This is a genomic window from Lampropedia hyalina DSM 16112 (assembly GCF_900129055.1).
Taxonomy (GTDB): Bacteria; Pseudomonadota; Gammaproteobacteria; order Burkholderiales; family Burkholderiaceae_C; genus Lampropedia; species Lampropedia hyalina.
This window is the reverse complement of the sequence record NZ_FQUZ01000002.1, coordinates 16,452-34,001: the sequence shown is the minus strand read 5'-3', so window position 1 is coordinate 34,001 and position 17,550 is coordinate 16,452. Positions and strand designations below refer to the sequence as shown.

The 17,550-nt window shown below is 65.7% G+C and carries 15 protein-coding genes; 13 read left to right on the top strand and 2 right to left on the bottom strand.

Annotation, left to right across the window (positions count from 1 at the left end; translation table 11 throughout):
• The first annotated feature begins 12 nt into the window (after positions 1-12).
• The 8 genes from murD (at position 13) to ftsZ (ending at position 9,956) form a co-directional block, all read left to right on the top strand.
• Complete coding sequence (murD, locus tag BUE21_RS01060) at positions 13-1,578, top strand: UDP-N-acetylmuramoyl-L-alanine--D-glutamate ligase (protein WP_073353646.1); 1,566 nt, start codon at positions 13-15, stop codon at positions 1,576-1,578.
• Positions 1,575-2,873, top strand: a complete 1,299-nt coding sequence (gene ftsW, locus BUE21_RS01055; RefSeq protein WP_084522627.1) for a putative lipid II flippase FtsW — start codon at positions 1,575-1,577, stop codon at positions 2,871-2,873. Before murD ends, ftsW begins: the two co-directional genes overlap by 4 nt.
• Entirely contained in the window at positions 2,870-3,961 is a 1,092-nt protein-coding gene (murG, locus tag BUE21_RS01050; protein WP_073353643.1) for an undecaprenyldiphospho-muramoylpentapeptide beta-N-acetylglucosaminyltransferase, read from the top strand. The genes ftsW and murG overlap by 4 nt, the downstream gene beginning before the upstream one ends.
• Entirely contained in the window at positions 3,958-5,442 is a 1,485-nt protein-coding gene (gene murC / locus BUE21_RS01045) for a UDP-N-acetylmuramate--L-alanine ligase (RefSeq protein ID WP_073353639.1), read from the top strand. Before murG ends, murC begins: the two co-directional genes overlap by 4 nt.
• Positions 5,439-6,431 carry a D-alanine--D-alanine ligase gene (locus BUE21_RS01040; RefSeq protein ID WP_073353636.1) on the top strand — a complete coding sequence of 331 codons (993 nt, stop codon included), beginning with the start codon at positions 5,439-5,441 and terminating at the stop codon, positions 6,429-6,431. Before murC ends, BUE21_RS01040 begins: the two co-directional genes overlap by 4 nt.
• Entirely contained in the window at positions 6,428-7,234 is an 807-nt protein-coding gene (locus BUE21_RS01035; protein ID WP_073353633.1) for a cell division protein FtsQ/DivIB, read from the top strand. The genes BUE21_RS01040 and BUE21_RS01035 overlap by 4 nt, the downstream gene beginning before the upstream one ends.
• 81 nt (positions 7,235-7,315) lie before the next feature.
• Positions 7,316-8,545 carry a cell division protein FtsA gene (gene ftsA, locus BUE21_RS01030; RefSeq protein ID WP_073353631.1) on the top strand — a complete coding sequence of 410 codons (1,230 nt, stop codon included), beginning with the start codon at positions 7,316-7,318 and terminating at the stop codon, positions 8,543-8,545.
• A gap of 172 nt (positions 8,546-8,717) precedes the next feature.
• A complete protein-coding gene (ftsZ, locus tag BUE21_RS01025) occupies positions 8,718-9,956 on the top strand; it encodes a cell division protein FtsZ (protein ID WP_073353628.1) in 1,239 nt (412 codons plus the stop codon).
• A 162-nt stretch (positions 9,957-10,118) separates the two neighbouring features.
• Here the strand turns inward: ftsZ and BUE21_RS01020 are convergent, their stop codons facing one another.
• Entirely contained in the window at positions 10,119-10,952 is an 834-nt protein-coding gene (locus tag BUE21_RS01020) for a ProQ/FINO family protein (protein WP_159435780.1), read from the bottom strand.
• A gap of 163 nt (positions 10,953-11,115) precedes the next feature.
• Between BUE21_RS01020 and hemE the strand changes: the two genes are divergently transcribed.
• Positions 11,116-12,231: a uroporphyrinogen decarboxylase gene (gene hemE, locus BUE21_RS01015; protein WP_073353622.1), complete on the top strand. Its 1,116-nt coding sequence runs from the start codon at positions 11,116-11,118 to the stop codon at positions 12,229-12,231.
• 8 nt (positions 12,232-12,239) lie between these two features.
• Here the strand turns inward: hemE and BUE21_RS01010 are convergent, their stop codons facing one another.
• Positions 12,240-12,959 (bottom strand): ABC transporter ATP-binding protein, encoded by a 720-nt coding sequence (locus BUE21_RS01010; protein ID WP_073353621.1) that lies wholly within the window; start codon positions 12,957-12,959, stop codon positions 12,240-12,242.
• A gap of 29 nt (positions 12,960-12,988) precedes the next feature.
• On the opposite strand from BUE21_RS01010, the gene BUE21_RS01005 reads away from it, so the two are divergent.
• The 4 genes from BUE21_RS01005 to radA are packed head-to-tail and all read left to right on the top strand — an operon-like array spanning position 12,989 to position 17,467.
• On the top strand, positions 12,989-13,690 hold the full coding sequence (locus BUE21_RS01005; protein WP_073353618.1) for an arylesterase: 702 nt from the start codon (positions 12,989-12,991) through the stop codon (positions 13,688-13,690).
• Positions 13,691-13,704: 14 nt separating this feature from the next.
• A complete protein-coding gene (locus BUE21_RS01000) occupies positions 13,705-15,639 on the top strand; it encodes a bifunctional chorismate-binding protein/class IV aminotransferase (RefSeq protein WP_073353615.1) in 1,935 nt (644 codons plus the stop codon).
• A 48-nt stretch (positions 15,640-15,687) separates the two neighbouring features.
• A complete protein-coding gene (locus tag BUE21_RS00995) occupies positions 15,688-16,062 on the top strand; it encodes a GtrA family protein (RefSeq protein WP_159435779.1) in 375 nt (124 codons plus the stop codon).
• Positions 16,063-16,075: 13 nt separating this feature from the next.
• The gene (gene radA / locus BUE21_RS00990) at positions 16,076-17,467 is read left to right on the top strand and encodes a DNA repair protein RadA (protein ID WP_073353610.1); all 1,392 of its coding nucleotides are present in this window, start codon (positions 16,076-16,078) and stop codon (positions 17,465-17,467) included.
• Positions 17,468-17,550 lie beyond the last annotated feature (83 nt).

Genomic DNA, 17,550 nt, shown 5'->3' with positions numbered 1-17,550 from the left:
GCGAGGCACGGCATGGCAGACCATTCTTCTACTCCTCTGACCCTGGTTCTGGGGCTGGGCGCGTCCGGTCTGGCGATGGCACGCTGGTGCCTGCGCCAGGGCAGTCGCGTGCGCGTGGCCGATACCCGCACGGCCCCGCCGCAACTGGCGGCCTTGCAGGCGGCCCCTGACGTGGAATTCGTGGCCGGTGCCTTCACCGCTGAATTGCTGCACGGAGTGCGGGCGGTGTACTGCTCCCCCGGCCTGTCCCCCGCCACCGTCGCCGAGGTGCAGCAGGCGGCCGTGCAGCGCGGCCTGTTCTTTGGCGGCGAACTCGATCTGTTCTCCCAGGCTCTGGCGCAGTTGCAGCAGACGCAGGGCTACCAGCCCCGGCTGCTGGCCATCACCGGAACCAATGGCAAGACCACCGTCACCACGCTCACTGGCCTGTTGCTCGAGCGTGCGGGTTTCACCGTGGCGGTGGCCGGCAATATCGGCCCCTGTTTGCTCGATACCCTGACCGAGGCTCTGGAAGCCGATGCCCTGCCGCAGGCGTGGGTGCTGGAGCTGTCCAGTTTTCAATTGGCGTACTCCAGCCAGTTCGAGCCGACGGCCGCGACGGTGCTGAACCTCACGCAGGATCACCTCGACTGGCACGGCAGCCTGGACGAATACGCTGCCGCCAAGGCGCGCATCTTCGGCCGCCACGGTCTGGCCGTGCTCAACCGCGACGACGCGCTGGCCCGGTCGCTGCTGGAGCGTGCCCCTGCACCCTTGCCGACGACCACCGCATCCGGGCGCAAGCGCAAGGCCGTGGCCGCACCCCGCCCGCAAGTGCAGTTCGGGCTGGACGTGCCCAGCCGCGCCGGTGACTGGGGGCTGGAGACTGTCAATGGCATGGCCTGGCTGGTGCGGGCAGCGGTGGACGAGGCCGCACCGACGGGTCGCCGCCAGCGGGCTGCCGCCAGCACCACCGAAACGGTCGCCAGCCTGCCCCTGCAACGTCTGATGCCCGCCGATGCCATGCGCCTGCGGGGCCGCCACAACACCAGCAACGCGCTGGCGGCCCTGGCCCTGGCCACGGCTGCCGGTGCCAGCCTCGCGCCCATGCTGCACGGTCTGCGCGAATACCGGGGCGAGCCGCACCGCGTGCAACCCATCGGCACGGTGCGCGAGGTGGAATACTTCGACGACAGCAAGGGCACCAATATCGGCGCGACCGTGGCTGCCCTCCACGGGCTGGGGGCTTCGCGCCGTCTGGTGGTGATTCTGGGCGGCGACGGCAAGGGGCAGGACTTTGCCCCGCTGGCCGATGCCGTGCGCCAGCACGCCCGCGCGGCCGTACTCATTGGCCGGGATGCGCCGGTGATCGCCGCCGTGCTGCAAGCCACCGGCGTGCCGCTGTGCCCTGCTGCAAGCATGGCCGAGGCCGTGGCGCGTGCCGCCGATCTGGCCCAGCCCGGCGATGCCGTGCTGCTCTCGCCCGCCTGTGCCAGCTTCGACATGTTCGACGGCTATGCCCACCGCGCCCAGGTCTTCACCGACTGCGTGCGCAGTCTGGCCCTGGATGCCGGGCAGGAACTGGAGGTGCTGCCATGAAGCGTTTTGCATTCACACCCCGCCCCGCCACCACCCAGCCCAGGCGCGAACGCGCCTCACTGCTGGAACGCTGGCGGCAGCGCGAGGAAGTCATCGGCGAGCTGCCGGTGCGCTCCGGCGGCACGGAATACCGCTTCCAGCACTTCGGCATTTCATCCGAACCGCAGGGGGTCGATCAGGCCCTGCTGGCGGTGGTGCTGACCATCCTGTCGTGGAGCGTCATCATGGTGTATTCGGCCTCCATCGCGCTGGCCGACAACCCCCGTTTTGGCGAAATCTCCAACGAATTCTTTCTGGTGCGCCATGCCATGTCGATTGGCGTGGCCTTTGTGGTCGCCATGACGGTGTTCCAGATACCGATGAATGTCTGGCGCAGGTGCGCGCCGTGGTTTCTGGGCGTGACCGTGCTGCTGCTGGTCGTGGTGCTGATTCCGGGGCTGGGCATTTCCGTCAATGGTGCGCGCCGCTGGCTGCCCATGGGTATCATGCGCTTCCAGCCCTCTGAGCTGGCCAAGCTGGCAGTCGTCATTTACACCGCCGACTACATGGTGCGGCGCATGAACATCCGCGAGCAGTTCATTCGCGCCGTGCTCCCGATTGGCGTGACCGTGGGCATCATCGGCATGCTGCTGCTGGCCGAGCCGGACATGGGCGCGTTCGTGGTGGTGGGCGTGATTGCCGTGGGCATCCTGTTCTTGGGCGGCGTGAGCATCCGGGGCTTCCTGCTGATGATGCTGCTGCTCGGGCTGGCCTTCATCGGCATCATCGGCTCCTCCGAATGGCGGCGTGACCGCATCTTTGCCTACCTCAATCCCTGGGCCGATGAGCATGTGCTGGGCAAGGGCTACCAGCTTACCCACTCGCTGATTGCAATTGGCCGGGGCGAAGTCACCGGCGTGGGGCTGGGCGGCAGTGTCGAGAAGCTGCACTGGCTGCCCGAAGCCCACACCGACTTCCTGCTGGCCGTGATCGGCGAGGAGTTCGGGCTGCTGGGCGTGGGCCTGCTGATCTTCCTGTTCTTCTGGCTGACGCGGCGCATCATGACGATTGGCCGCCAGGCCGTGCTGCTCGATCGCGTGTTCTCCGGTCTGGTCGCGCAGGGCATCGGCATCTGGATTGGCTTCCAGACCTTCATCAACATGGGCGTGAACCTGGGTGCCTTGCCCACCAAGGGGCTGACCCTGCCGCTGATGAGCTTTGGAGGCTCTGCCATGCTGCTGAACCTGATTGCGATTGCCGTGGTGCTGCGGGTGGATTACGAGAACCGCATTCTCAAGCGGGGAGGGCGGGTATGACCGAAGCACGAAACCATCTGCCCGCGCGCCGCAAGACCGCCCTGGTTATGGCCGGTGGCACCGGCGGGCACATTTTCCCCGGTCTGGCCGTGGCCGAGGCCCTGCGCCAGCAGGGCTGGCAGGTGCACTGGCTGGGCGTGCCCGGCGGCATGGAAGGCAAGCTGGTGCCCGAGCGTGGCTTTGCCTTGGAAGGCGTGGATTTTGGCGGCGTGCGCGGCAAGGGCCTCAAGACCCTGCTGGCCCTGCCGTGGCGGCTGGGCAAGGCACTGGGGCAGGCTTTGGGGGTGGTGCGGCGCGTGCGGCCCGATGTGGTGCTGGGCTTTGGTGGCTACATCACCATGCCCGGTGGACTGGCCGCGCTGCTGACGCGCACTCCGCTGATGCTGCACGAACAGAATTCCGTGGCCGGCATGGCCAACAAACTGCTGGCACGCCATGCCCGCAAGGTGTTCACGGCATTCCCCAGTGTATTGTCGCGCGGGGAATGGGTGGGCAACCCGTTGCGGGCGGCCTTTTTGCAACAGCCCGCCCCCGCTGCCCGCTTTGCCGGACGTTTCGGGGCCTTGCGCCTGCTGGTGGTGGGCGGCAGTCTCGGGGCGAAGGCACTGAACGAACTCGTGCCACAATCGCTCGCCCTGCTGCCCGCGTCCCAGCGGCCCCAGGTGTTGCACCAGAGTGGCGCGAGCCAGATCGACGCATTGCGAGAGAACTACCAGAAAGCCCAGGTGGAAGCCGAATTGACCCCATTCATCGAAGAAACCGCAGCGGCCTTTGCCCAGGCCGACCTGGTGCTGTGCCGTGCTGGCGCAAGCACCGTCACCGAAATCGCCGCCGTGGGCGCGGCCGCCTGCTTCGTGCCGTTCCCGTTCGCGGTGGACGACCACCAGACCACCAACGCCCGCCATCTGGTCGATGCCGGGGCCGCCTGGCTGGAGCCACAGGCCGGTCTGGATGCCCAGCGGCTGGCCGCCTTCCTGCAAGGCCTGACGCGCGACGTGCTGCTGGAGCGCGCCAGCAAGGCGCACACGCTGGCCAAGCCCGATGCGGTGCAGGCCATCACCCGCGCCTGCGAGGAGGTGCTGGCATGAAGCACGCCATCCAACACATTCACTTCATCGGCATCGGTGGCTCCGGCATGAGCGGCATTGCCGAGGTGCTGCACAACCTGGGCTACCAGATTTCCGGCTCCGATCTGGCCGACAGCAGCGTGTTGCGCCGCCTGCAATCGCTGGGCATTGCCACGTTCGTCGGCCATGCTGCCGAGCACGTCTCCACGGCCGATGCCGTCGTCACCTCCACGGCGGTGCAGGCGGACAACCCCGAAGTGCAGGCCGCCAAGGCGCGGCGCATTCCGGTCGTGCCGCGTGCCATGATGCTGGCCGAGCTGATGCGCATGCGCCGGGGCATTGCCATTGCCGGCACCCACGGCAAGACCACCACCACCAGTCTGGTCACCAGCGTGCTGGCCGAGGGCGGACTCGACCCCACCTTCGTCATCGGCGGCCGCCTCAACAGTGCCGGGGCCAATGCCAAGCTCGGGTCGGGCGATTACATTGTCGTGGAGGCCGACGAGTCCGATGCCTCGTTCCTGAACCTGCTGCCCGTCATGTCCGTCGTCACCAACATCGATGCCGACCACATGGAAACCTACGGCCACGATTTTGAACGCCTCAAGGCCGCCTTCCGGGACTTTCTGCACCGCATGCCCTTCTACGGCACGGCGGTGCTGTGCCTGGAAAACCCCGCCCTGCGCAGCCTGCTGGGGCAACTGCACTGCCCCATCACCACCTATGGCTTTGGCGAGGATGCCCAGGTGCGTGCCATCGACGTGCGTGCCGACAACGGCCAGATGCACTTCACCGTGCAGCGGCGCAACGGCGTGACCCTGCCCGATCTGTCCGTCACCCTGAACCTGCCGGGCGAGCACAATGTGCTCAACGCGCTGGCGGCCATTGCCATCGCGGTGGAGCTGAACATCCCCGACGAGGCCGTGGTGCGCGCGCTGGCGCAGTTCAAGGGCGTGGGCCGACGCTTCCAGAGTCACGGCGACATCCCGTTGCCAGCGGGCGGCAGCTTTCGCCTCATCGAGGACTATGGCCACCACCCGGTGGAAATGACTGCCACCATTGCCGCTGCACGCGGAGCCTTTCCGGGGCGCAGGCTGGTGGTGGCCTTCCAGCCGCACCGCTACACCCGCACGCGCGACTGCTTCGAGGACTTCGTCAAGGTGCTGGGCAGTGCCGATGCCGTGCTGCTCACCGAAGTCTATGCGGCGGGTGAGGCCCCGATCGTCGCGGCCGATGGCCGCAGCCTCACCCGCGCCCTGCGCGTGGCAGGCAAGGTGGAGCCGATATTCGTCGAGCACATTGCCGATCTACCCCAGGCCCTGCTGGACACCGCCCAGCCCGGCGACGTGGTGCTGTGCATGGGGGCAGGCTCCATTGGCGCAACCGCCGGACAGATGGCCGAACGCCTGCGCGTGGCCGATGGCGAAGCACCGGCAGCGGACAATACCCCATCTTCCACTTCCCCCCAAAATACCGAAAATTCCCAGGAGACACTGGCATGAGCACCCCTGCCGCCACCCGTTCTACCCCCGATTCCCGCAGCCTGGGCAAAGTGGCCGTGCTGCTGGGTGGCACTTCGTCCGAGCGCGAAGTCTCGCTCATGTCCGGTCAGGGCGTGCTGGCCGCCTTGCGGGCCAGGGGCGTGGATGCCCATGCCTTCGACCCTGCCGAACAGTCCCTGTGGGAACTGAAGGCACAGGGCTTCGACCGCTGCTTCATCGCCCTGCATGGCCGGGGTGGCGAAGACGGCACGGTGCAGGGCGCGCTGGAGCTGCTGGGCATTCCCTACACCGGCCCCGGCGTGCTGGCCTCCAGCGTGGGCATGGACAAGATCGTCACCAAGCGCGTCTGGCGTGCCGAAGGGCTGGCCACACCCGACTGGCGGCTGGTGGCATCGGCCGACGACACCCGCGCGGCATTGGCTGCACTGGGCGCGCCGATGATCGTCAAGCCCGCGCGTGAAGGCTCCACCATCGGCCTGACCAAGGTCAGCACCCCCGAGGAATGCGAACAGGCCTACCGGCTGGCCGCCCGCTACGACCCCGAAGTGCTGTGCGAGCAATTCATCGATGGCGAGGAAACCACCTGTGCTGTGGTCGAGCTGGGCGGGCAGGATACGGCCCTGCCGGTCATCCGCATCGTCGCGCCCGGTGGCAACTACGACTTCGAGCACAAGTATTACAGCGACGAAACCCAGTATTTCTGCCCCAGCCAGTTGCCCGACGCGCTGGAGCAGGCCATCCGCACGCTGGCATTGCAGGCCTACCAGGCCGTCAATGCCAGAGGTTGGTCGCGCGTGGACGTGATGGTGCGCCGCAGTGACCAGCAGCCCTTCCTGCTGGAAATCAACACCTCGCCGGGCATGACCAGCCACTCGCTGGTGCCGCTGGCCGCGCGCGCGCTGGGCATTGCCTATGAAGACCTGTGCCTGCACATTCTGGCCGCAGCGCGGCTGGAAGGTCGCCCAGTGACGGGAGATGCGACGGTATGAGCCACGTCGTGTTGCGCCAGCCTGCGGATGTCCGCCTGATGAACGCGACCGCGTCGGTCGTGTTCACGCTGGTGTTCGCGTTGCTGGCCGCAGCAGCCTTCATGTGGATTCTGCGCAATCCGGCATTCGCCATCGAGCGCGTCGTGGTGGAGGGGCAGCCCGAGCACAGCAACGCGATGGCCCTGCAAACCAATGTCATGCCCAGGCTGCAAGGCAATCTGTTCACGCTGAACCTGGAGCAGACGCAGCAGGCATTCGAGGAAATGCCCTGGGTGCGCAATGCCATCGTCAAACGTATCTTTCCCGGCACCCTTCAGGTGGAGCTGGAAGAGCATGTGCCCGCAGCCCTGTGGGAAGAAAACCAGAATGACTCCCTGATGGTGAACCGCCAGGGCGAAGTCTTCGAGGCCAACCGGGGCGAGGTCGAGCACGAGAGCCTGCCGCGCCTGAGCGGCCCGCGCGAGCACTCCGCACAGGTGCTGGCCATGTACCAGCGGGTGCAGCCGTTGCTGGAATCGCACCATATGCACCCCCACGCGCTGTTCCTGAACGCGCGCGGCAACTGGCAGGCCGTGCTGGCCAACAACGCCGTGCTGGAGCTGGGAGCAGGCCAACCCGACGAAGTCGCATGGCGGCTGGAGCGTTTTCTGCAATCCCTGCCTGCGGCACTGGAGCCGCTGGAGCGCACCAGCCAGTCGCTGGAATACGCCGACCTGCGCCACGGCAATGGCTACGCCATCCGCCTCAAGGGCGTGGTGACGGGAAAGAGTGCCGCGCAACCGGTGCGCCGCCCACGCCGCTGATGGCCCCGGCAGACCCGCACACCCTTCCACCACCGCAACCACAGCAGTCAGTCATTTATTTCGGACCCTCACAGTAACAACATGGCAAGAGAACACACAGACGTCATCGTGGGCCTGGACATCGGCACCGCCAAGATCATGGTCGTCGTCGCCGAGGTACAGGCCGATGGCCAGTTGCGCCTCGCTGGCTTTGGCATGGCCCCCAGCAGCGGCCTCAAGCGCGGCGTGGTCGTCAATATCGAGGCCACCGTCAAGAGCATCGAGCAGGCCCTGCGCGAGGCCGAGCTGATGGCCGACTGCAAGATTCAGCGCGTCTATACCGGCATCACCGGCAGCCACATCCGCTGCTTCAACTCCGGCGGCATGGTGGCCATCAAGAATCGGGAAGTCTCGCGCTCCGACATCACCCGCGTGCTGGAGACGGCCCGCGCCATCAACATTCCTTCCGACCAGCGGCTGCTGCTGATGGCCTCGCAGGAATTCGTGCTGGACGGCCACGAGGTCAAGGAACCGCTGGGCATGAACGGCTTGCGCATGGAAGCGCGCGTGCACATCGTCACCGGTGCGCAGAGTGCCGCCGAGAACATCATCAAATGCGTGCGCCGCTGCGGGCTGGACGTGGAGCAGTTGCTGCTCAACCCGCTGGCCTCCAGCCACCTGGTGCTCACCGACGACGAACGCGAACTGGGCGTGGTGCTGCTGGACATTGGCGCAGGCACCACCGACATTGCCATCTTCGCGGGCGGCTACATCCGCCACACGGCGTCCATCCCGATTGCGGGCGACCTCATCACCAGCGACATTGCGATGGCCCTGCACACGCCCACCCGCGATGCCGAGGACATCAAGGTGGAACACGGCTGCGCCAAGGTGCTGCTGGCCGACCCCGATGCCCAGGTGGAAGTGCCCGGACTGGCCGACCGGGGCGCACGCACTGTGGGCAAGCAGGCACTGGCCGGGGTCATCGAGGCGCGTGTCGAGGAAATCTTCATGCAGGCCCAGCAGGTCATCCATGATTCTGGCTACGAGGAACTGCTGGCTTCGGGCGTGGTGATCACGGGCGGATCGGCGGCCCTGCCGGGCATGGTCGAGCTGGCCGAGGACATCTTCCTGCGCCCGGTGCGCCGGGGCATGCCACGCTACCGTGGCCCGCTGGCCGACCTCATCAGCCAGCCCCATGCCGCCACCGTCATGGGGCTGCTGGAAGACGCCCGGCTGGGGCGGGAGCGCGGCTACAAGGAAGCCCACAAAAGCGGGCCGGTCAAGAATGTCTTTGCCCGCCTGCGGGATTTCATCGTCGGGAATTTCTGAATTTTTATGGGCGCATACCCCTCAAAATGTGCTATTGGCGTTTTTTGGCAGCCATATCCGGCGAAAATACGACCGTTTGCAGGTTGTTTGCCGATGGCAGCAACTTTCACCGCGACTTACCCCCATTCTCTGTTTTTCTGGAACCAACACCCCAATCGCAAGGAGCTTCGCTATGAGTAGCATCGAAATGATCGACAACACCGAATTCAACCAGGGTACCTGCATCAAGGTGCTGGGCGTGGGCGGCGGCGGCGGCAATGCCGTCGAGCACATGATCGAGCGCAACGTGCAGGGTGTGGAATTCATCTGCGCCAACACCGATGCCCAGGCACTGGCACGTAGCTCTGCCGACAAGCACATCCAGTTGGGGGCGAATGGTCTGGGTGCGGGCAGCAAGCCCGACCAGGGACGTGAGGCAGCGGTGCAGGCCGAAAGCGACATCCGCAAGACCATCGAGGGGGCCAACATGCTCTTCATCACCGCCGGCATGGGCGGTGGCACGGGCACTGGTGCGGCTCCGGTGATTGCCCGCATTGCCAAGGAAATGGGCATCCTGACGGTGGGGGTTGTCACCAAGCCCTTCGACTGGGAAGGCCCGCGCCGCATGCGCAATGCCGATGCCGGTCTGTCCGAGTTGGAGAACAACGTCGATTCGCTCATCGTCGTGCTCAACGAGAAGCTGCTCACCGTCTATGGCGACGACATCACCCAGGAAGAAGCCTTTGGCATTGCCAACGATGTGCTGCGCAATGCCGTGGGCGGGATTGCCGAGATCATCAACGAGCACGGCCATGTGAACGTGGACTTTGCCGACGTGAAAACCGTCATGAGCGAACCCGGAAAGGCCATGATGGGAACCGCCAGTGCCGCTGGCCCGGACCGTGCCCGCATCGCCGCCGAGCAGGCCATTGCCTGCCCGCTGCTCGAAGGCATCGCCCTCTCGGGAGCCAAGGGCATTCTGGTGCTGGTCACCGCTGCCCGTGGCAGCCTGAAGCTCTCCGAATCGCGTCTGGCCATGAGCACCATCAATGCCTATGCGTCTGAAAACGCCCACGTCATCTACGGCGCGGCCTACGACGACAGCTTGGGCGACGAACTGCGCGTGACCGTGGTCGCCACTGGCCTGGAGCACAAGGCTCCTAACCGTCCCAAGGCCGGTGCGCAACTCAGCGGCAGCCTGCGCTCCAGCGTGGACGCTTCCACTTTTGCGGCCCCCCAGCAGGGCAGTGGAGCCGCTCCCTACGGTGGCGGTGCAGGCCAGGGTCTGGACTACAGCTCCATGGCCATGCCATCCGTGTGGCGCAGCCCACGCGGCGCAGCGGCCGCACGGGTCGATGCCCTCTCGTCTTCTTCTGCCGGCTCTCTGGACGACGTGGAAGTGCCCGCCTTCCTGCGCAAACAGGCCGACTGAGAATCGGGCTGAATGGGACATGGTTGGCAGTTGGCAACCATGTCTCAGCACCTGCCTTGTCCTGGTGCGTCAGGGGCGGTGGCAAATTTGGAGCCAGGCGGGTTTCCCTGCTGGCTCCTTTTCTATATGAAGCCCTGTGAAAGGGGCTTTGACGAGCCGAGCTTATTCGCCCTGTGTGCCGCTGGTATCGGACGGTGACGCTGCGGGCGCAGATGATGCCCGCCGTGCCACGCGCCGGGCCTCCTGCAAGTTCAGGCCGTACATTTCGGCGAAGGCTTCCACGCTGGTCTGGCTGGACTCGAAGATGTGCGCCAGGGCTTCGTCGCGGGCGTTGCGTGCGTCGGCCTGCTGGAGGGCTTCGGCCAGAATGGCCTGTACCGTGGGGTGGCGTACTTGCACGGCCTCCTGATAGGCTTGGGTATCGAGGTTGGCCGCATGAATGTGCTGCTGCAAACGGCGCAGTAGCCAGTCACGCGCCTGTGCCTGCCGTTCGGCGGTGGCTCTGCCGTGTTGTTGCCGCCGCTGGAAAATCTCCACCAGCGCGTGGAAACCATGCTCCACGGCCACCGGCTCCACGGCCTGCGATGCCAGGTCGTGGCGTGGCTGGCCCGATGCCATGCTTTGCAGGTAGCGGGTGCTGCGGGTGTGCTGCGCCAGAGCCTGTTTCAGTTCTTCCTGTGCAATGTCCGGGTGCGCTTGCAGCAAGTCATTGAAGATGCCGCGCTTGAGCGGCAGTGGCTGCGCGCCGAACAGGGCCGGGTAGTCGCTGGCCAGACGCTCCAGCAGTGGGTGCAGGGGGCGGGGCTGGCTGTTGCTTGCACCGGCAGCAGGTGTGCTGGCCTCGACGGGCGTGGTGCGTGCTGCCCCCCCTTTGCCACGGCGTTTGCCGCGCCGCCGGGCAGGAGGGGTCGCCGGGGATGCGGCAGCCTCGGGTGGCGTGGCCGCTGCAGGAGCGTGGCCATCGGAGGGGGCGGATTCGGAATGGTGTTGGGTCATGGAAAGGCTCAGGTTCGGTGGCAAACCACCGGGCGGCATCGGGACGGAACCGTCTATTATCCGGCATTTGCCTGATGCTGCATCCGCGTTGCAATGAACCCCTTCCTCAGGGGCATGGCGGTTTTCGCGGGCCAGGCCGGGGGATGCGGCGACAATATCCGCCATGACCTATCCCACTCTCCAAAACGATTGCTTTCTGCGGGCCTGCCGTCGCCAGGCCACCGATTACACGCCTTTGTGGATGATGCGCCAGGCCGGGCGGTATCTGCCGGAGTACCGCGAGACCCGCGCCCGTGCGGGCAGCTTCATGGACTTGGCCACCAACGTGGATTACGCCACCGAAGTGACCCTTCAGCCGCTGCAACGCTACGCGCTGGATGCGGCCATCCTGTTCTCCGACATTCTCACTGTGCCCGATGCGATGGGGCTGGGCCTGAGTTTCGCCCAGGGTGAGGGGCCACGCTTTGCCCATGCCGTGCGCGACGAGGCGGCAGTGGCGCGTCTGGCCGTCCCCGATCTGGAACGCTTGCGCTATGTGTTCGATGCGGTGTCTTCCATTCGGCGCGCGCTGGACGGGCGGGTGCCGCTGATCGGCTTTGCGGGCAGCCCCTGGACGCTGGCCTGCTACATGGTGGAAGGCGGCAGCAGCAGCGACTACCGCCAGGTGAAAAGCCTGATGTACGCCCGCCCCGATCTCATGCACCGCATTCTGGCGGTGAATGCCGATGCGGTGGCGGCCTACCTGAATGCACAGATCGAAGCCGGGGCGCAGGCCCTGATGCTGTTCGACAGTTGGGGGGGGGTGTTGGCCGACAGCCACTTTCGGGCCTTCAGCCTGCACTACACGGCCAGGGTGCTGGCACAGTTGCGGCGGGTGGGCACGGATGGGCAGGATGTGCCGCGCATCGTCTTCACCAAGGGCGGAGCGATCTGGCTGGATGTCATGCGCAGTCTGGACTGCGAGGTGCTCGGGCTGGACTGGACGGCCCACCTGGGGCGTGCGCGCCAGCAGGTAGGCGGGGTGGTCGGGGGCGCAGGCAAGGCCGTGCAGGGCAACCTTGACCCGAATGTGCTGTTCGCGCCACCGGCCATCATCGAAGCCGAAGCGCGGCGCGTGCTGGAGGACTTCGGCACGCCCCACACCGATGCCCGCGTGCCGGGGCCGACGCACATCTTCAACCTGGGCCACGGCATCAACCAGTTCACCCCGCCGGAACATGTGTACGCGCTGGTGGAGGCGGTACACAGCCATTCGCGGGCCATGCGGCGCGGGGGGTGAGAACCTGTTCAGTTGCGCTCGATGGCGGCGACTGCTCCGGCCTCAATGCGGATGCGGGTGTCGCAGCGGGCGGCGATGTCGCGGTCGTGTGTCACCATGATGAGGGTGGTGCCCAGCTCCCGGTTGAGCTGCATCACCAGTTCCATGATGGCCGCACCGGTGGCGAAATCCAGACTGCCGGTGGGTTCGTCGGCCAGCAGCACCTGGGGTTGCACCACGAAGGCGCGTGCCAGGGCCACGCGTTGCTGTTCGCCGCCGGAGAGCACCTTCGGGTAGTGGTGCAGGCGTTGTGCCAGCCCCACGCGCCCCAGCATGTCGGTGGCGAGGGCGCGTGCCTGGGAACGCCCGGCCAGCTCCAGCGGCAACATGACGTTTTCCAGCGCGGTCAGGCTGCCCAGCAACTGGAAGTTCTGGAACACAAAGCCCATTTTGGCTGCACGCAGTGCGGCGCGGGCATCTTCGTCGAGGGCGAAGATGTCCTGCCCGTCCAGCAGCACCCGGCCAGTGCTGGGGGTGTCCAGCCCGGCGATCAGCGACAGCAGGGTGCTTTTGCCAGAGCCGGACGCGCCCACGATGGCAGCGGTTTCCCGCGCGGCCAGCCGCAGGTGGATGTCCCGCAGAATTTCCAGGGTTCCGGTGGAGTCCTGTACGGACTTGCCCAGATGCTCCACGATAATCAGGCTTGGGCCGGAATCCGGCTCGGAACGTGCGGGTGCGTTGGCGTTCATAGATGGTTTTGAATGATGGGAGTGTTTCAATGCACAGACTCAAAGATTTCTGGTTCTACTGTAACGGGTTCCGCCAGCGGTTGGCCGTTGCGCTGTCGCTGATGGTGCTGGCAGCCGTGGCGGGCACGGCCCATGCTGCTGCACCATCGGCTGCTCCTGCGGGCGCGCCAGCCGTGTTGTTGGTGGTGGGCGATTCCCTCAGTGCCGAGTACGGCATTGCCAGTGGCCAGGGCTGGGTGAATCTGCTGGCGCAAAAGTTCCAGCAGGAGGGTGCGGCGGTGCGGGTGGTCAATGCCAGCATCAGCGGCGAAACCACGGCGGGCGGACGTTCGCGCATGGCGGCTTTGCTCCAGCAGCACCAGCCCCGTTACATTGCCATTGAGCTGGGAGCCAACGATGCCCTGCGCGGCCTGCCGCTGGAAGGCACGCGCACCAATCTGCGGGCGATGGTGCAGGCCGCCAAGGATGCCGGGGCACGGGTTTTGCTTCTGGGCATTCAGGTGCCGCCCAATTACGGCCAGCGTTACACCGAGGAGTTTGCCCAGGGCTTCGTGAGCGTGGCAGAGCAGGAGTCGGTGCCGCTGGTGCCGTTTCTGCTGGAGGCGATTTCCGACCCGGCGCAACTGGAGCGGTATTTCCAGTCCGACCGCATCCACCCCAATGCCCTGGCGCAGCCATTGATTCTGCAAACCGTCTGGCCGGCCGTGCGGGCACTGGTGCAACAACCCTGAAACCGATGGCCTTGATGTCCCCCGATTCCCTGCAAGTTCCTTTTGCCCTGCTGGACGATTGTTTCGCCAGCGATGCGCAGCCACGCAGCCGCCTCTACACCGGCTGGGTGCGCAGTCTGGTGTGCCAGCATCCCGATGAGTTGCCGCAGATTCTGCGCACCTTGCAGCAGTTGCAACGGCAGCAGGGGCTGTTTGCCCTGTTGCTGGCCGATTACGAGTGGGGCGCAGTCTTGCAGGGACTGCCGGATGCCGATGCGTCTGCGCCGCAGGGGGCTTGTCTGCGCATTGAGCTGTTCACGCAATTGCGCAGATTGTCGGCAGCGCAGACCGACGACTGGCTGGCCACCCAGGCACAGAGCCTGCCGCCCGAGGCCGGCGCACTGGACTGGCAGGCGGGGCTGACGCAGGTGCAGTTTCACGATGCGCTGGCGCAGATTCACCAGGCGATTGCCGCAGGCGAAACCTATCAGGTCAATTTCACCTTTCCGTTCCATGCGCGTGCCTATGGCCATCCGCTGGTGTGGTATCGGCAATTGCGCCAGCGACAACCGGCAGAGTTCGGCGCGTTGATGCGCCTGCCGTCGTCGGGCGCAGAGAGCGGGCAGTGGGTGCTGTCGTTCTCGCCCGAGCTGTTTGTGCGCCATCAGGGACATATCCTCACAGCCTGCCCGATGAAGGGCACCAGCCCGGTGGGCGAGAGCGAGGCACAGACACAGCAACGCCGCGCATGGCTGCAACAGGATGCGAAGAACCGCGCGGAAAACGTCATGATCGTCGATTTGTTGCGCAATGATCTGGGGCGCGTGGCCGTGCCGGGTTCGGTGCAGGTGCGTGATTTGTTTGACGTGCAGCAGCATGGCCAGGTGCTGCAAATGACTTCCACGGTGCAGGCACAACTGCGGTCTGGGGTCGGGCTGGCCGAAGTGTTGCAGGCGGTGTTTCCCTGCGGCTCCATCACCGGCGCGCCCAAACACCAGACCATGCGCTGGATTCAGCGTCTGGAGTCGCAACCGCGCGGCCTCTACACTGGCGCAATCGGCTGGCTGGACGTGCCCACCGAGCAGGCCGCAGCCGATGGCGTGGCCGACGACAGCAGCACGGCTGCCCCTTTGTGGGATTTCTGCCTGTCCGTGCCGATTCGCACCCTGCTGCTGCAAGAGCGTGCCGATGGCATGGGGGCGCACCGCGTCAGCCTGCCGGTGGGCGCGGGCATGGTCTGGGACAGCCGCCCTGACGAGGAATGGCAGGAATGTGCCCTGAAAAGCCACTTTGCCACGGCCAGCCCGGTGGGCTTCGCGCTGTTCGAGACCATGCGTGTGGACGTGGATGGACAGATTGCGAACCTCTCGGGCCATCTTCAACGTTTGCGCGGCAGTGCCCAGACGCTGGGCTTTCGCGTGGACGAGGCGGCCATCACCGATGCGTTGCACCACTACCTGCAAGCGCAATTGCCGCGCCCCGATGCCGACACATCCGCAGCAGCATACCGCCTGCGGCTGGCCCTGCATGCCGATGGACGTTGCGAGATCAGCCACGGTTTGCTCACCGCGTTGCCTGCCCCCGAACCCGTCACACTGATGTGTAGTGACGCGGTGTGCGACACGCCTGCCTGGTTGCGCCAGCACAAGACCACCCTGCGCCGCCAGTACGATGCGGCCATGCGGCAGGCCGAGCAGCAGGGCGCGTTCGACTGTCTGTTCTTCAACGAAGCCGGGCATCTGACCGAGGGGGCACGCAGCAATGTGCTGGTGCAACTGAATGGTGAGTGGCTCACGCCACCGCTGCACGATGGCGTTTTGCCCGGCACCATGCGCCAACAGCTATTGCACGACCCTGCCTGGCGGGTGCGCGAGCAGTCCATCACCCGTGCGCAGTTGCACCAGGCCACCGCCGTGGCCGTTTGCAACGCCTTGCGGGGGGTGTTGATGGCGCGGGTGCGCTGGTCGTAGGATTGTGGCGGGTTGCTCCCGGATGGGTGGTTGATGGGGATGTACCGGATGCTGTTCAGGGATTTGCTGGTGGCCGGGACATCGTTTGCCTTGGATGTGGCCCTGTTCGCCGTTTTCCTGTGGGCTACGCAAAGTATTCTGGCTGCTACCGTGATGGCACGGTTGTTGTCATCGGTGTACAACTTTGCGGGCAATCGCTATTTTGTGTTTCGCGGTCGGCATGTGCACGCGGTCGGCTCCCAACTGGTAGGCTATGTCGCGCTGGTGCTGGTCTTCATGCTGGCATCGGCGTATCTGGTGCAATGGGGGGTGCAGGGCGGACAATGGCCTGCCGTGCCGGTCAAGATCGCTGTGGATGTCGGTCTGTATGTGCTGTCTTTTGCGTTGCGCAAGTTCTGGCTGTTCCGTGTGAAACGGCCTTGAGGGGATTCCAGTTTTGGCCAAGGAAAAAAGCGTTTTCACCTGTACTGAATGTGGGGCCACTGCCTCGCGCTGGCTGGGCAAATGCCCGGCCTGCAATGCCTGGAATACCATGCTGGAATCCAGCACGGGCGCGGCCAGTGGCATGGCGGGCACAGGCAAGAACCGCTATGCGGCCTCGCACTATGCCGGGTTGGCAGCCGCACAGCCGGTGACGCCACTGGCGGCTATCGAGGCCACCGACATTGCCCGCACGCCCACTGGCATCGGTGAGCTGGATCGGGTGCTGGGTGGCGGTGTGGTGGACGGGGCCGTGGTGTTGATCGGCGGCGACCCGGGCATTGGCAAATCCACGCTGCTGCTGCAAACCCTCGACCATCTGCAACGCCTGGGGCTGCCCACGCTGTACGTCAGTGGCGAGGAAAGCGGGGCGCAGATCGCGTTGCGGTCGCGCCGTCTGGGCCTACCCGCCAGCCAGGTGCAGGTGCTGACGGAAATCCAGCTGGAGAAAATTCTTGCCACCATCGAGGCCACGCAACCGGCGATTGCGGTGATCGACTCCATCCAGACCCTGTACTCAGACCAGCTCAGTTCCGCGCCCGGCTCGGTGGCACAGGTGCGTGAATGTGCGGCCCACCTTACCCGGCTGGCCAAGGCCAGCGGCATTGCCATCGTGCTGGTGGGGCATGTCACCAAGGAAGGTGCGCTGGCGGGGCCGCGCGTGCTGGAGCACATGGTCGATACCGTGCTGTACTTCGAAGGCGACACCCACAGCAGTTTCCGGTTGATTCGCGCCATCAAGAACCGTTTCGGTGCGGTCAATGAAATCGGCGTGTTCGCCATGACCGAAACTGGCCTGAAAGGCGTGACCAACCCCAGTGCCATTTTCCTGAGCCAGCACAGCGAAGCCGTGCCCGGCAGTTGCGTGCTGGTGACGCTGGAAGGCACGCGCCCGCTGCTGGTGGAGATTCAGGCACTCGTGGACAGCGGCGGCCCCAGCCCGCGCCGCCTTTCGGTGGGGCTGGAGCGCGACCGTCTGGCCATGCTGTTGGCCGTGCTGCATCGCCATGCGGGGGTGGCCTGTGGCGATCAGGACGTGTTCATCAACGCTGTGGGCGGGGTGCGCATCAGCGAGCCGGCGGCCGATCTGGCCGTGCTGCTGGCCATCCAGTCATCGCTGCGCAGCAAGCCCTTGCCCAAGGGCTTCATCGCCTTTGGTGAAGTGGGGCTGGCCGGGGAGGTACGCCCTGCCACGCGGGGCCAGGAACGCCTGCGCGAGGCCGCCAAGCTGGGCTTTGCCGTGGCGATTGTCCCCAAGGCGAATGCCCCGAAAAAGCCCATCGAGGGCCTGACCGTGCATGCCGTCGAGCGCATCGAACAGGCGTTGGAGGTGGTGCGCGGTTTCTGAGGGGGTGGGGTGAATCGCATCGGGGTTTGATTTCACCAATAAATCAACCGCTGGTATTTTCTGGCGAAAGAATGCCGCCAATG